General features: G+C 72.4%; 13 protein-coding genes. 11 read left to right on the forward strand and 2 right to left on the reverse strand.

The window, feature by feature from the left end; translation table 11 throughout:
* Positions 1-3 precede the first annotated feature (3 nt).
* Entirely contained in the window at positions 4-1,371 is a 1,368-nt protein-coding gene (locus OG519_RS20835) for a sensor histidine kinase (RefSeq protein WP_405586080.1), read from the reverse strand.
* 190 nt (positions 1,372-1,561) lie between these two features.
* Positions 1,562-2,761 carry a sensor histidine kinase gene (locus OG519_RS20840; RefSeq protein WP_405586083.1) on the reverse strand — a complete coding sequence of 400 codons (1,200 nt, stop codon included), beginning with the start codon at positions 2,759-2,761 and terminating at the stop codon, positions 1,562-1,564.
* Between the two features lie 284 nt (positions 2,762-3,045).
* Here OG519_RS20840 and OG519_RS20845 point away from each other — a divergent pair, with 284 nt between their 5' ends.
* The 11 genes from OG519_RS20845 (at position 3,046) to htpX (ending at position 13,938) form a co-directional block, all read left to right on the forward strand.
* Positions 3,046-3,414, forward strand: coding sequence for an NADH-quinone oxidoreductase subunit A (locus OG519_RS20845; protein WP_405586086.1), 369 nt, complete (start codon positions 3,046-3,048; stop codon positions 3,412-3,414).
* A complete protein-coding gene (locus OG519_RS20850; RefSeq protein ID WP_405586088.1) occupies positions 3,405-4,046 on the forward strand; it encodes an NADH-quinone oxidoreductase subunit B in 642 nt (213 codons plus the stop codon). Before OG519_RS20845 ends, OG519_RS20850 begins: the two co-directional genes overlap by 10 nt.
* Positions 4,043-5,047: an NADH-quinone oxidoreductase subunit C gene (locus OG519_RS20855; RefSeq protein ID WP_405586091.1), complete on the forward strand. Its 1,005-nt coding sequence runs from the start codon at positions 4,043-4,045 to the stop codon at positions 5,045-5,047. The genes OG519_RS20850 and OG519_RS20855 overlap by 4 nt, the downstream gene beginning before the upstream one ends.
* A complete protein-coding gene (gene nuoH / locus OG519_RS20860) occupies positions 5,044-6,006 on the forward strand; it encodes an NADH-quinone oxidoreductase subunit NuoH (RefSeq protein ID WP_405586094.1) in 963 nt (320 codons plus the stop codon). Before OG519_RS20855 ends, nuoH begins: the two co-directional genes overlap by 4 nt.
* A gap of 3 nt (positions 6,007-6,009) precedes the next feature.
* Entirely contained in the window at positions 6,010-6,636 is a 627-nt protein-coding gene (locus OG519_RS20865) for a NuoI/complex I 23 kDa subunit family protein (RefSeq protein WP_405586096.1), read from the forward strand.
* A complete protein-coding gene (locus tag OG519_RS20870) occupies positions 6,633-7,286 on the forward strand; it encodes an NADH-quinone oxidoreductase subunit J (protein ID WP_405586099.1) in 654 nt (217 codons plus the stop codon). The genes OG519_RS20865 and OG519_RS20870 overlap by 4 nt, the downstream gene beginning before the upstream one ends.
* Positions 7,286-7,666: an NADH-quinone oxidoreductase subunit NuoK gene (gene nuoK, locus OG519_RS20875; RefSeq protein WP_405586101.1), complete on the forward strand. Its 381-nt coding sequence runs from the start codon at positions 7,286-7,288 to the stop codon at positions 7,664-7,666. Before OG519_RS20870 ends, nuoK begins: the two co-directional genes overlap by 1 nt.
* Entirely contained in the window at positions 7,663-9,777 is a 2,115-nt protein-coding gene (locus OG519_RS20880) for an NADH-quinone oxidoreductase subunit L (protein WP_405586103.1), read from the forward strand. Before nuoK ends, OG519_RS20880 begins: the two co-directional genes overlap by 4 nt.
* A gap of 6 nt (positions 9,778-9,783) precedes the next feature.
* Positions 9,784-11,349 carry a NuoM family protein gene (locus tag OG519_RS20885; RefSeq protein WP_405586106.1) on the forward strand — a complete coding sequence of 522 codons (1,566 nt, stop codon included), beginning with the start codon at positions 9,784-9,786 and terminating at the stop codon, positions 11,347-11,349.
* The gene (locus OG519_RS20890) at positions 11,349-12,974 is read left to right on the forward strand and encodes an NADH-quinone oxidoreductase subunit N (RefSeq protein WP_405586107.1); all 1,626 of its coding nucleotides are present in this window, start codon (positions 11,349-11,351) and stop codon (positions 12,972-12,974) included. The genes OG519_RS20885 and OG519_RS20890 overlap by 1 nt, the downstream gene beginning before the upstream one ends.
* 103 nt (positions 12,975-13,077) lie before the next feature.
* Positions 13,078-13,938 (forward strand): zinc metalloprotease HtpX, encoded by an 861-nt coding sequence (gene htpX, locus OG519_RS20895; protein WP_405592880.1) that lies wholly within the window; start codon positions 13,078-13,080, stop codon positions 13,936-13,938.
* Positions 13,939-14,009 lie beyond the last annotated feature (71 nt).

The raw sequence follows: 14,009 nt of genomic DNA on the forward strand, positions 1-14,009 counted from the left end.
TACCTACACCCGCCAGGGAAGCTCCGCCGTCACCCGGGTGGGCCCACCCGCGGGGGAGTCCACGACCAGCACCCCATCGACGGAGTCGAGCCGCTCCGCCAACCCCGCCAAGCCCGACCCCACGAGCCCCGGGCCGGCCAGGCCCACCCCGCCGGGCCCGGCGCCCACCCCGCCCGCCCCACCGGAGGCCCCACCCCTCCCATTGTCAAAGACACACACCATCAACCGATCCCCCACCCGCCAAACATCAACCCCCGCCCGCGACGCCCCACTGTGCTTGCTCACGTTCTGCAACAGCTCCGACACCGTGAAGTACGCGATCCCCTCGATCGCCGGCACCGGCCGCCCCGGCAACTCCACCGTCACCGCCACCGGCACCACGCACCGCGCCGCCACCGCCGACAGCGCCGGACCGAGCCCCCGGTCGGTGAGAATCGCCGGGTGGATCCCCCGCGCCAGATCACGCAACTCCTGAAGCGCGATCTTCACCTCACCGTGCGCCTCCTCCACCATCGCCGCCCCCACCGCCGGATCCTCCAGCAGCTTCTCCTTCGCCATGCCCAGATCCATCGCCAGCGCCACCAGCCGCGCCTGCGCGCCATCGTGCAGATCACGTTCGATCCGGCGCAGATCGGCCGCGGCGGTGTCCACCACCACCCCGCGGTCCGACTCCAGCTCGGTGACCCGGGTGTCCAGCGGCGAAGGACCGAGCAGCCCGGCCACCAGCATCCGGTCCACGTACGCCATCCCCCGTACCAGCCACGGCAGTGCCAGCACCAGCAGCGCGCCGGCCACCACCGACAGCGTCAGGTCCAGCGGAGTGTGCAGCCACCAGCCCCGGTGGCCGCCGTCACCGTAGGCCTGGACGCCCTGCTGACCGATGTACACCGGGGCGGCCCAGTGCCACAGCGGATACGTCAGCAGCCCCCAGCCCGAGGTGAAGAGAGTGACCGCGACGGAGAAGGTGAACACACCCCACGGAAAGTGCAGCAGGCAGTAGACCGCGTGCCGCCAGTTGACGCCGCTGCCGAGCTGCGCGCCGACCCACGGGAAGAAGCCGCGCCCCTTGGTCCGTACCGGACCCGGCTCCTCGATCGGCAGCCGGAGCAGGGCCCGGGCCCTGGCGCGTTCCGCGAAGCCGATGGCCCGGCAACCGCCGAGCGCCACGACCAGCACCGGCAGGCCGATGAAGGTGATCAGCAGTCCGGCGCCGAGCGACAGCATCGTCACGGTCCAGACGAAGCCGGTGATGCCCATCGGCAGATTGAGCAGCAGATAGCCCAACTCCCGCCAGGTCCGCGCCTCGACCGGCGCCCGCAGCGCGGTCGGCGCCCGGTGGGCGCGCTCCTCGGTCGCAATGCCGTAAGCCATGGTCGGGACCGTCCTCTCCGCACTGCTCGTCATACCAACAGCGTGGCCCCCGGGCCCGGGCCGACCCATGGTGCGGATAGGCGTCTTGGGGGTGGGGCTACCCCCACCCCCGGCTACCGCCGACCGAACGCGGGCGGCGCAGCCGCGAGCCGACCAGGTACGGACCGCCCGCGAGGCCACCCGCGACGCCTCAGCGCCCTATCGCGTCCTTGCGGAACTCCCGGTCCCGCCACGGCAGTTCCGCCGTCACCTCGGTCGGGCCGCCCGGCGGCGAACTCACAACGAAGAGGCCGTCCACCGAGTCGAGCCGCTCGGCGAGTCCGGCGAGACCCGACCCCGAGCCGACATCCGCGCCGCCGTGCCCGTCGTCCCGTACCTGGATCATCAGCCGGTTCCCGGCCCGCCACACGTCCACCGAGGCGCTCCGGGCCTGGCTGTGCTTGCTGACGTTCTGGAGCAGTTCGGAGACGGTGAAGTAGGCGATCCCCTCGATCGCCTCGGCCGGCCGGGCCGGCAGCTCCACGGTGACCGCGACCCGGACCGTACAGCGCGCGGCCACCGCCGACAGCGCCGCGTCCAGCCCCCGGTCGGTGAGGATCGCCGGGTGGATGCCGCGCGCGAGGTCCCGCAGCTCCTGAAGCGCGATCTTCACCTCGCCGTGCGCCTCGCCGACCATCCGCGCCGCCGCCTCCGGGTCCTCCAGCAGCTTCTCCCTGGCCAGCCCGAGATCCATGGCGAGCGCCACCAGCCGGGCCTGCGCGCCGTCGTGCAGATCACGTTCGATCCGGCGCAGATCGGCGGCGGCGGTGTCCACCACCACCCCGCGGTCCGACTCCAGCTCGGCGATCCGCCGCTCCAGCTCGTCCGACGGCTGGAGCAGCCCCCGCACCAGCGCCCGGTCCACCGACGCCATCCCCCGGGCGACGAACGGCAGCACCGGCCACAGCACGAACAGCGAGACCAGGGTCACCGTGAAGGTCACGATCCCCCACGGCAGCCGGATCGCGAAGTACAGCGCGTGCCGCCACGCCACCGGGTCCTTCACTGCCGCGAACAGCCACGGCAGAAACCCCATCGTGCCCATCCGCAGCGGCCGCGGCTCCTCCACCCGCACCCCCAGCAGCGCCCGGGCCTGCGCCCGTTCCAGCTTCCCGAGCAGTCGGCAGCCCTTCAGCCCGAGCGCCAGCAGCGGCAGCCCGATCACCGTCGCCGACAGGCCGACGCCCAGGCTCACCGTGGTGACGACGTAGACGAAACCGATGATCGAGGTGACGAGGTTGAGCAGCAGGTGCGCGATCTCCCGCCAGGTCGCGCCGTCGAAGGCGAACCGCGCCGGCGGCAGCGGTTCGGACGTCGGCGTGGCGGCGCCAGGGGTGGGCGTGGTGTTCATGGCCCCAAGCCTGCCGGGCCCGGCGCCCGGTCGCCATGGGGTGCGCTGTCCCGGCCGGGGTGGGGTTATCCCCCCTCGGGACCCGGTCCGCCGCGGGTCAAGCCCCGGCGACCTGCGACGCAGCGGCCGCACAAGGCCGGCCCATTCCCGGCCTGGGAAGAGTTGGGGGACAGGGGGTGCCAGGGTGAGGCCAGGGCCTAGACTCCCTCCGTATAAATCGTCTAAAGATCCACCCGGGTCGCTGGACACCACCGGTCAACGAGTGAAACGAGGGGCGGACGGACGTGGACTACTTCCACGGCTACTCGGTCGTCGGCCTGGTCGCGGTCGTCGGTGTGCTCTTCGTCACGGTCGCCTTCGCGGGCGGCCGGCTGCTGCGGCCCGTGGTGCCGACGCAGGAGAAGATGCTCACCTACGAGTGCGGGGTCGACCCGGTCGGCGAGGGCTGGGCGCACACCCAGGTCCGCTACTACGTGTACGCGTTCCTCTATGTGATCTTCGCGGTGGACGCGATCTTCCTCTTTCCGTGGGCCACCGTCTTCGCCGCACCCGGCTTCGGCGGCACCACGCTGATCGAGATGTTCGTGTTCATCGGCTTCCTCGCGGTCGGGCTGCTCTACGCCTGGAAGAAGGGCGTTCTCGAATGGACCTGACCCCGACCGGCGCCGCCGCTTCCCCCCCGGGACCGGCCGCGGGCGCCTCCGGCGGAGCCGGGGTATCGCTGCCCGAGCCGCGCCGGCTGGGCCCGCTGGCCAGACTCGCGCCCGAGCCGATGAAGGTGGTGCTCAACTGGGGGCGCCGCTACAGCCTGTGGGTCTTCAACTTCGGCCTCGCCTGCTGCGCCATCGAGTTCATCGCCGCCTCCATGGCCAAGCACGACTTCATCCGGCTCGGCGTGATCCCCTTCGCTCCCGGACCCCGGCAGGCGGACCTGATGGTGGTCTCCGGCACGGTCACCGACAAGATGGCCCCGGCCGTCCGCCGGCTCTACGAGCAGATGCCCGAGCCGAAGTACGTCATCTCCTTCGGCGCCTGCTCCAACTGCGGTGGCCCCTACTGGGATTCGTACTCCGTCACCAAGGGCGTCGACCAGATCATCCCGGTCGACGTCTATGTGCCCGGCTGCCCGCCGCGGCCCGAAGCACTGCTCCAGGGCATCCTCAAGCTCCAGGAGAAGATCGCCCGCGAGTCGCTGGGGGAGCGCTACGGCGCCGCCCGGCCGTCCGCCGCCGCGCTGACCAGCGGGCTCCTCCAGCCGCCGGCCGCCGTGGAGGGTGACCGGTGAGCGGATTCGCCCTGTTGCCGCACGCCGCGGCCGAACTCTTCGGCGTGGGTGCGACAGCCGAGGAGGCGTACGGTCTGCTGACCGTCGACGTGCCGGCGGACACCTGGATCGCTGCTCTCGGCACGGCCAGGGACACGCTGGGCTGCACCTTCTTCGACTGGCTGAGCGCGGTCGACGAGCCGGGCACCGGCTTCCGGGTCTGCGCGCATGTGGTGGCGCTCGGCGCGGGCGGGGCGGTCGGTGACGCGCGGCTGCCCGCTGCTGAGCCGGCCGGCGACGTGGCCGCCACCGGTGACGTGGCCGGTGCCGATGGGGCGGCCGGTGCCGTTGCCGGTGCCGCGCCCGCCGTACGCAAGCTGCTGCTGCGGACCACCGTTCCGTACGAGGCCGCCGAGCTGCCCACCGCGACCGGCGTCTACGCGGGCGCGGGCTGGCACGAGCGGGAGACGTACGAGATGTTCGGCGTCGCCTTCGCCGGCCACCCCCACCTGGCACCTCTGCTGCTCCCGGACGAGTTCGAGGGCCATCCGCTCCGTAAGGACTTCGTGCTGGCCGCCCGGGTCGCCAAGGCGTGGCCCGGCGCGAAGGAGCCGGGGGAGTCGCATGACGGTGGCCCGAAGCGCCGGCAGATGCAGCCGCCGGGGGTGCCCGACCCCAACGACTGGGGCCCGCTCAAGGGCCAGCTCCCGCCGGCTCCGCCCCGCCCCGCCCGTACACCCCGGACCGCCCCGGCCGACCGGCCGGCCCGCCGTACCCGCTCCGCGAGCGAGGGATCGGCGAGTCAGCGGCCGGACCAGGCGGAGCGGCCCGAGCGTTCCGAGCCGTCCGAGCGGCCTCAGCGGCCCGAGCGGCCCGAGCGGACTCAGCCGTCAGGCCCGGACGCCCCCTGGGAGCAGCCCCGCCGGACGCCGCCGCCGGAGCGGATCCCGCCCCCGGAGCCGCCGCCCGCCGAGCCCGGCCCCCGCCCCGAACCCCCCGCCGAGGGAGGCGACGCCACGTGAACGACACCTTGGACGTCCTCCTCCGGCTCGTCGCCGTCCTCGTCGTGTTCCTGGTCTTCCCGCTGCTGGTGGGCCAGGCCGAACACAAGGTGATGGCGCACATGCAGGGCCGGCTCGGGCCGATGTACGCCGGCGGCTTCCACGGCTGGGCCCAACTGGTCGCGGACGGGGTGAAGTTCGCCCAGAAGGAGGACATCGTCCCGACCGACGCCGACCGCCGGATCTTCCAACTGGCGCCGGCCGTCTCGCTGCTGCCCTACCTCGTCGTGCTGATCGCGATCCCGGTCGGCCCGCACGGCTTCGTCGGCGAGGCCCTGGACGCCGGCCTCTTCTTCGTCCTGGCCGTGATGGGCGTCGGCGTCCTCGGCTCGCTGATAGCCGGCTGGGCCTCGGCCAACAAGTTCTCGCTGCTCGGCGGGTTGCGGACGGCCGCCCAGTTGATGGCGTACGAGCTGCCGATGCTGCTCGCCGCCGCGTCCGTCGCGATGGCCGCCGGCACGCTCTCGCTGCCCGGCATCGTCGAGCAGTACCACTGGTGGTGGACGGCCTGGCAGCTCCTGGGCGGCGTGGTCTTCTTCGTCTCCGGCCTCGCCGAGCTGCAACGCCCGCCGTTCGACATGCCGGTGGCCGACTCCGAGATCATCTTCGGTGCCTACACCGAGTACACCGGGCTGCGCTTCGCCTTCTTCCTGCTCGCCGAGTACGGCGGCATCGTCGTGCTCTGCGCGCTGACCACGGTGCTCTACCTCGGCGGCTGGCACGGCCCGTGGGCCGGCAGCGTCGGCTGGCTCTGGACGCTGCTGAAGTCCGCCCTCCTCGCCTTCCTGGTGATCTGGCTGCGGGTGAGCTACCCGCGGCTGCGCGAGGACCAGTTGATGAAGTTCGCCTGGACCGTGCTCATCCCGGTCTCCCTCGTCCAGCTCGCCCTGACCGGCGTCGTCAAGGTGGTGATCTCCTAAGCCATGGGTATTCCCGGATCCGGTCTGGCCAAGGGACTGGCCGTCACGCTGCGCACCATGACGAAGCGCACCGTCACCGCCCAGTACCCGGACGCGCAACCCGAACTCGCCCCCCGCACCCGGGGAGTGATCGCGCTCTTCGAGGAGAACTGCACGGTCTGCATGCTGTGCGCCCGCGAGTGCCCCGACTGGTGCATCTACATCGACTCCCACAAGGAGACGGTGCCGGCGGCCGCGGCCGGCGGTCGCGAGCGCAGCCGCAATGTGCTCGACCGCTTCGCCATCGACTTCTCGCTCTGCATGTACTGCGGTATCTGCATCGAGGTGTGCCCCTTCGACGCGCTCTTCTGGTCGCCGGAGTTCGAGTACGCGGAGACCGACATCCTCGATCTGACCCACGAACGCGACAAGCTGCGCGACTGGATGTGGACGGTGCCGGCCCCGCCCGCGCTCGACCCGGCGGCCGAGGAGCCCAAGGAGATCGCGGCGGCCCGCAAGGCGGCCGAGAAGGCGCTCGCCGCCCGGCCGCCGGCCGAGGCGCCCGGCGAGGCGTCGGGTGGGGCGCCCGGTCAGGCGCCGGGCCAGGCGCCCGGCTCCGGCGACGGCGCCCCCGGGGAGGGCCAGGCGTGAATCACGTTGCCGCGCACCACCCCGGATTCCTCTCCCCGACCGGCGTGGAGATCACCTTCGTGCTGATCGGCCTCGCCACCCTCGGCGCGGCCCTGCTCACCGTCACCACCCGCCAACTCGTGCACGCCGCGCTGTGGCTGGTGGTCGCGCTCGGCGGTCTCGCCATCGAATACCTGCTGCTCACCGCCGAGTTCATCGCCTGGGTGCAGGTGCTGATCTACGTCGGCTCGGTCGTCGTGCTGCTGCTCTTCGGCCTGATGCTGACCAGAGCCCCCATCGGCCGCTCCCCGGACGCCGATTCGGAGAACCGCTGGGTCGCCCTCGCCGTGGCGGTCGCCGCCGCGGCCACCCTCATATGGGTGGTCGTCGACGCCTTCCGCGCCACCTGGATCAACCTGCACGGAGTCGTCCAGGGCTCCTCCCGCGCCACCGGTGAAAGCCTCTTCCGGCACTGGGTGCTTCCCTTCGAGGCGCTGTCGGTGCTGCTGCTGGCCGCGCTGGTCGGCGCGATCGTCGTCTCCCGCCGCGAGGACCCCGCCACCGCCGCCCTTCCGGCCGCCCCGGCTGCCCCAGCCGTACTGGCCACCCCAGCGGGCCCCCGCACTCCCGGCACCCCGAGCGCGCCCGGCACCGACGGCAAGGAGAACTGATGCACCTCGTCTATCCCGCCGTCCTCGCCGCCCTCCTCTTCTGCGTCGGCGTCTACGGCGTCCTCGCCCGGCGCAACGCGATCCTCGTCCTGATGTCCGTCGAGCTGATGCTCAACGCCGTCAACCTCAACCTGGTCGCCTTCGACGTCTGGCTGCGCGACAGCCTCCACTCCGGCCAGGCCCTCACCCTGTTCACCATCACCATCGCCGCCGCCGAGATCGGGCTCGGCCTGGCGATCGTGCTGCTCGTCTACCGCAACCGCGGCAGCTCCGACATCGACCGCCTCACCGCCCTCGCCGACCCGGGGCTGGCCGAGGAACCCCCGGCGACCGACGCACTCGCAACGGCCGACGACGAGAAGGCAGAGGCCACCGCGTGACCCTGACCGCCCTGGCCGCCCTCGTACCCCTCCTTCCCTTCCTGGGCGCGGCCGCCGGCCTGCTGCTCGGCCGGCGCGCGCCCGGCTTCGTACGACCGCTGGCCGTCCTGCCCACCGCCGCCGCCTTCGTGCTCGCCGCCACGGTGGCCGCCAAGCAGGGCACGGGACCCGCCACCGACGCCGCCCACCGGCTCACCCCCACCGGCTCGGTGCCCATCGACATCGCCCTGCACCTGGACGGCTTCTCCGTCCTGATCGCGGTCCTCGTCGGCCTGGTCGCCACCTGCGTGCAGCTCTACTCCATCTCCTATCTGCACGACGACCCGCGCTACCCGTCGTACGCCGCGATCGTCTCGCTTTTCACCGCCGCGATGTTCCTGGTGGTCTACTCCGGCGACCTGATGGTGCTGCTCGTCGGCTGGGAGGTGATGGGCATCTGCTCCTACTTCCTGGTCGGGCACTACTGGGAGACCGCCACCGCCCGTTCGGCCTCCATCAAGGCGTTCCTGGTCACCAAGCTCGGCGATGTCCCCTTTCTGATCGGTGTCTTCGCGCTCGCCGCCGACGCGCACACCTTCCGGATCACCGGCATCCTGAGCGCCGTCGCCGACGGCCGGCTGCACCACCCCACGGTGGTGGCGCTGCTGCTGCTCGCCGGGGTGGCCGGCAAGTCCGCGCAGTTCCCGCTGCACACCTGGCTGCCCGACGCGATGGCCGGCCCCACCCCGGTGTCCGCGCTGATCCACGCGGCCACCATGGTCGCCGCCGGCATCTACCTGGTGGCCAGGCTGCTGCCGGTCTTCACCGCCTCCGCCGCCGCCCTCGTCGTCCTCGCCGTGATGGCCGCCGTCACCATGATCGGCTCGGGCTTGGCCGCCCTCGCGCAGGACGACATCAAGCGGGTGCTGGCCTACTCCACCATCGGCCAACTCGGCTATATGGCGGGCGCGCTCGCCGTCGGCAACCGTGACGCCGCCGTCTTCCACCTCCTCTCCCACGGCGCCTTCAAGGCGCTGCTCTTCCTCGCGGCCGGCGCGCTCATCCATGTCTCCGGCACCAACTCCCTCGCCGTCATGTCCCGGATGGACGACCTGTCCAAGCGGGCCCCCGATGTGCGCTGGACCCTGGGCATCGGTCTGGCGGCCCTCGCGGCGCTGCCCCCCTTCTCCGGCTTCTTCTCGAAGGAGTCCGTGCTGCGGGCGGCCGAGCACGCCTCCTCCGGCGAGGTGGCCCACGTGCCGTCGGCCGTCGGCTGGACGGTGCTGGTCGCCGCCCTCGCCACCGCGCTGCTCACCGCCGCCTACGCCACCCGCCTCTTCCTGCTGGTCGGCACCTCCCCGCACACCCGGGACACCGCCGAGCACCCCGCCGACCACCCGGCCGACGAGCCCGCCGACCGGCCCGCCCGCCCGGGCGACCCCACCGCCGACCCCACCGCCGACCACCCCGCCGACGAGCTCGCCGAACCGCCCGCCGACGGCCATCTGCACGGCGTCCCGGTCCCGATGACCGTCGTGCTGTGGGTGCTGGCCGTCCCCACCATCGCCTTCGGCGGGCTCGCCTATCACGAGCTCCCCGACTGGTTCGGCCATGCCCCGCTGGGCCCGACCCTGATCACCTCCGTCCTCGGTACCGGGTTCGCCCTGGTGGGCGTGCTGATCACCTACGCCGCCTGGCGGGCCGCATCCGCGACCCGGCTGGCCGTCCCCATCGGCGCCGTCTCCGCCGAACCCGCGGGAGCCGAACCGGAGTTGGTGGAGGCCGAGGCCATCGCCGGCCACGAGCAGATCTACGGCGACATCGGCGCCGCCGACGACCCGGGCGATCCCGGCCGGCTGCTGCTCGGCCCACTGCACCGGCACGCCGCCCGCGGCTTCCATCTCGACGCCCTCTACGGCACCCTCTTCGTCCGCCCGGTGCTGGCCGCCGCCGGCCTCGTCCGCTTCCTGGACCGGGAGGTCGTCGAGGCCACCGTCCGGGGCGCGGCCGGCACCCCGCGGCTGCTCGGCGCGGCCGTCCGCAAGGCCCAGACCGGAAACATCCAGACCTACCTCAGCGCGCTGCTGGCCGGTGCGGTCGTGCTCGCCGTCCTCGTCGCCGTCGGAGCGTGAGATCCCGTGAACGACACCGCACTCCAGTACGTCCTGGCGGCGATCGTGGTGCTGCCACTGCTCGGCGCGGTCGGCGCCCTGCTCCCGCCCCCGCCCGGTCTCCGGGGCCGTGACCCCGACCAGGCGGTACTCCGCCACGGTGTGACGGTCACCGGCGCCGTACTGATCCTCGCGATCGTGCTCGCGGCCGGCTTCGACCACGACCACCCCGCGAAGATGCAGGCCACCACCGACCTCAACTGGATCCCCGCGCTGCGGATCCACCTCCATCTCGGCATCGACGGCATCTCGCTCCCCCTCCTCGTGCTCTCCGCGCTGCTGACCTTCCTCTGCGCGCTCTACTCGTACTCCCACCTGCCTGCGGGGCCGTCCCCCAAGGCATTCGTGGCCCTGCTGCTGCTGCTGGAATCGGGCACGCTCGCCACCTTCGCCGTGCTGGACCTGATGCTCTTCTTCCTCGCCTTCGAGATGGTCCTCATCCCGATGTACTTCCTCATCGCCCGCTGGGGCGGGGGAGACCGCGAGCGGTCCGCCATGCGCTTCATCCTCTACACCGTCCTCGGTTCCGTGGTCATGCTGCTCGGCCTGCTGCTCATCGGCGTGAAAGCGGGCACATTCGACATGGTGACACTCGCCTCTGACAATGGGTCACACCTCAGTCACTCCACGCAGTTGATCGCGGTCCTCGCCATCGGTCTGGGCCTCGCCGTGAAGACCCCGATGTGGCCGCTGCACAGTTGGCTGCCGGACGCCCACACCGCCGCCCCCACCGTCGGATCCGTGCTGCTCGCCGGCGTACTGCTGAAGATGGGCACGTACGGCCTGGTCCGGATCGCCCTGCCGATGGCGCCCGAGGGCATGCACACCTTCGCCCCGTATCTCGGCGCCCTCGCGGTCGTCGGCATCGTCTACGGCTCGCTGGCCTGCCTGGCGCTCGCCCGGCAGGGCAACGGCGGCGACCTCAAGCGCCTCATCGCCTACTCCTCCGTCGGCCACATGGGCTTCGTCCTGCTCGGCATCGCCTCCCTCAGCCCCACCGGGGTCAACGGCGCCCTCTTCGCCAACATCGCGCACGGCCTCATCACCGGCCTGCTCTTCTTCCTGGTCGGCGCGGTCAAGGACCGCTATGGATCCAGCGATCTCGACCTGCTGGCCGGCCGGACCGGCGCGGCCCTCTACGGCCGCGCCCCCCGCCTCGGCGGCCTGCTCGCCTTCGCCGCCGTCGCCTCGCTCGGCCTGCCGGGCCTGGCCGGGTTCTGGGGCGAGATGCTGACGATGTTCGGCTCCTTCAAACCCGCCGCGGGGCTCAGCCGACCCGCCTTCCTCACCTTCACCGCAGTCGCCTCCTTCGGCACGCTGCTGACCGCCGGCTATCTCCTCACCGTCGTCCGCCGGGTCTGCATGGGCGACCGCGAGACCGCCCACGGACAGCCCCAGCTCGCCGATGTGCGCGGCTACGAGTTCGCCGCGTGGACCCCGCTGGCCGCGCTGACCGTCGTGGCCGGGGTGTGGCCCGCCGTACTGCTCGGCCTCACCGATCCGGCCGTCCGTTCCCTGCTCGGAGGAAGCTGATGTCGTCCCTCGTGCAGTCCGTCGACTGGACGGCGCTCACCCCGGTGGTGATCCCGGCCGTGCTGGCCGTGGCCGTCCTGGTCGCCGACCTCTTCCTGCCGCCCGCCCGCAAGGCGCTGCTCGGCTGGGTCACCGCGGCCGGCTTCCTGGCCGCCGGGCTGACCCTGATCCCGCTGCGGGCCGGCCATCGCGCGACCTTCTGTCAGCGGGGTACGGCAGAATGCTCGTACGTCGCCGACCACTTCACCCTCGTCGTCCAGGTGCTGGTGCTCGGTGGCGCGCTGCTCACCGCGCTGCTGTCGCTCGCCACCGAGACCGCCGACGGCGCCGAGGCCCCGCCGCCGGGTGAGTACTGGTTCCTGCTGCTCTCCTCGGCGGCCGGCGGCGCCCTGCTGCCCGCCTCCCGGGACCTCGCCACCCTGCTCGTCGCCCTTGAGGTGACCACGCTGCCCGCCTTCGCCCTGGTCGCCCTGCGCCGCGGCGACAAGCTGGCGAGCGAGGCCGCGCTGAAGTTCTTCCTCTCGTCCGTCACCGCGACCGCGGTCTCACTGCTCGGCATCAGCTTCGTCTACGCGGCCACCGGCACCCTGAACCTGTCCGCGGTCGCCGACGGCCTCACCCACACGCCGGACCAGCTCGACCACCTCGCCAAGGTCGGCGTCGCCCTCACCCTGGTCGGCTTCGCGTTCAAGCTGGCCGCCGCGCCCTTCCACTTCTGGGTGCCGGACACCTACGCGGGCGCCCCGCTGCCGGTGGCCGCCTACCTGTCGGTGGTCGGCAAGGCGGCCGGCTTCTCCGGGCTGATCCTGGTCACGGTGGTCGCCTTCCGCCCGTACGACGACGTGTGGGGCCCGGCGATGGGCGTGCTGGCCGCGCTCACGATGACCGTCGGCAACGTCGGGGCACTGCGGCAGCGGCCCGACACCGACCGCAGCGCCGTACGGCTGCTCGCCTGGTCGTCGGTCGGCCAGGCCGGCTATCTGCTGGTCCCGCTCGCCGCCGCGTCCTCAGCCGACAGCCCCGCGCACACCGTGGGCACCACCGTCGCGTACGCGCTGATGTACGGGGTGGTGAACCTCGGGGCCTTCGCGGTGGCCGCGCTGGTGACGCGGAACGCCCCCCGGGGCCGTATCACCGACTACCGCGGCCTTTACGCGGCCAAGCCGCTGGCCGCGCTGGCGCTGGGCTTCTTCCTGCTCTGCCTGGCCGGGCTGCCGCCGGGCGTCATCGGGCTCTTCGCCAAGGTCGCGGTCTTCTCCTCGGCGGTCGGCGACGGGCACGGCTGGCTCGCGGTGATCATGGCCGTCAACGTGGTGATCGCACTCGTCTACTACCTGCGGTGGACCGCGCTGCTGTTCGCGCGGCGCGAGGCGGAGGGGGTTGCCGGTGCGGGGGCTGCTGGGGGCGCTGGGGCCGCGGCGGGTTCTGGAGCTGCGGCGGGCGCCGGGTCCGCCGGGGCTTCGGCAGCGGGTGCCTCGGCAGTGGAGCCGCTGGGCGGGGTGGGCGCTCTCGCCCGCACGCCCGTGGGCCTCACCGCGGCGATCGCGCTGACCGCGGTGGCGGGCATCGCCTTGTCCGGCGCTCCGCAGATCGTGCTGCGGTACGCGCAGGGGACGCTGCTCTAGGCGCGGCACCGGGGAACCAGTGACGCTCGGGTGGCGTTGCGGTGGGTAGGAGGTTCTCCTGATGGGGGAGGTTCCCCCGACGCACACTTTTGGAGGGCACACCGTGCACCGCCGGCACAACGGACTGAAGACCGCCGTACTCCTCGGCGGTCTGTCGGCTCTCATCGTGGTCATCGGCAGCTTCTTCGGCCGGACCGGGCTGATCGTGGCGCTCATCATCGCGCTGGGGACCAACGCGTACGCGTACTGGAACAGCGACAAGCTCGCTCTACGCGCGATGCACGCCCGCCCGGTCAGCGAGATCGAGGTGCCGGTCCTCTACCGGATCGTGCGGGAGCTGTCGACCGCCGCCCGGCAGCCGATGCCCCGGCTCTACATCTCGCCCACCGACGCGCCCAACGCCTTCGCCACCGGCCGCAACCCGCGGAACGCCGCCGTCTGCTGCACCCAGGGAATCCTGGGCATACTCGACGAGCGTGAGCTGCGCGGGGTGCTCGGCCATGAGCTGAGCCACGTCTACAACCGCGACATCCTGATCTCCTCGGTCGCGGGCGCGCTCGCCTCGGCCATCGTCTTCCTGGCGAACTTCGCCTGGCTGATCCCGATCGGCCGCTCCGACGACGACGAGGGCCCGGGCATCCTCGGCTTCCTGATGCTGGTGGTCCTCGGCCCGATCGCCGCTTCGGTGATCCAGCTCGCCGTCTCCCGCTCCCGGGAGTACGAGGCCGACGCCTCGGGGGCCCGGCTCACCGGCGACCCGCTGGCGCTGGCCTCCGCGCTGCACAAGCTCGATGTAGGCACCAAGCAGTTGCCGCTCCAGCCGAGGCCGCAGCTTGAGACCACCAGCCACCTGATGATCGCCAGCCCGTTCCGGCCCGGCGACGTGTCCCGGCTCTTCTCCACCCACCCGCCGATGGAGAAGCGGATCACGCGGCTTCAGGAGATGGCGGGGCGTACGCGCTGAGGGGTCGCTCGCGCTGAGCGGGGGTTTAGGTAGGGCGCCCCGTCGGCCGGTGATACGTCACCGGGCGGCGG

Source organism: Streptomyces sp. NBC_01190, assembly GCF_045039895.1.
Classification (GTDB): domain Bacteria; phylum Actinomycetota; class Actinomycetes; order Streptomycetales; family Streptomycetaceae; genus Actinacidiphila.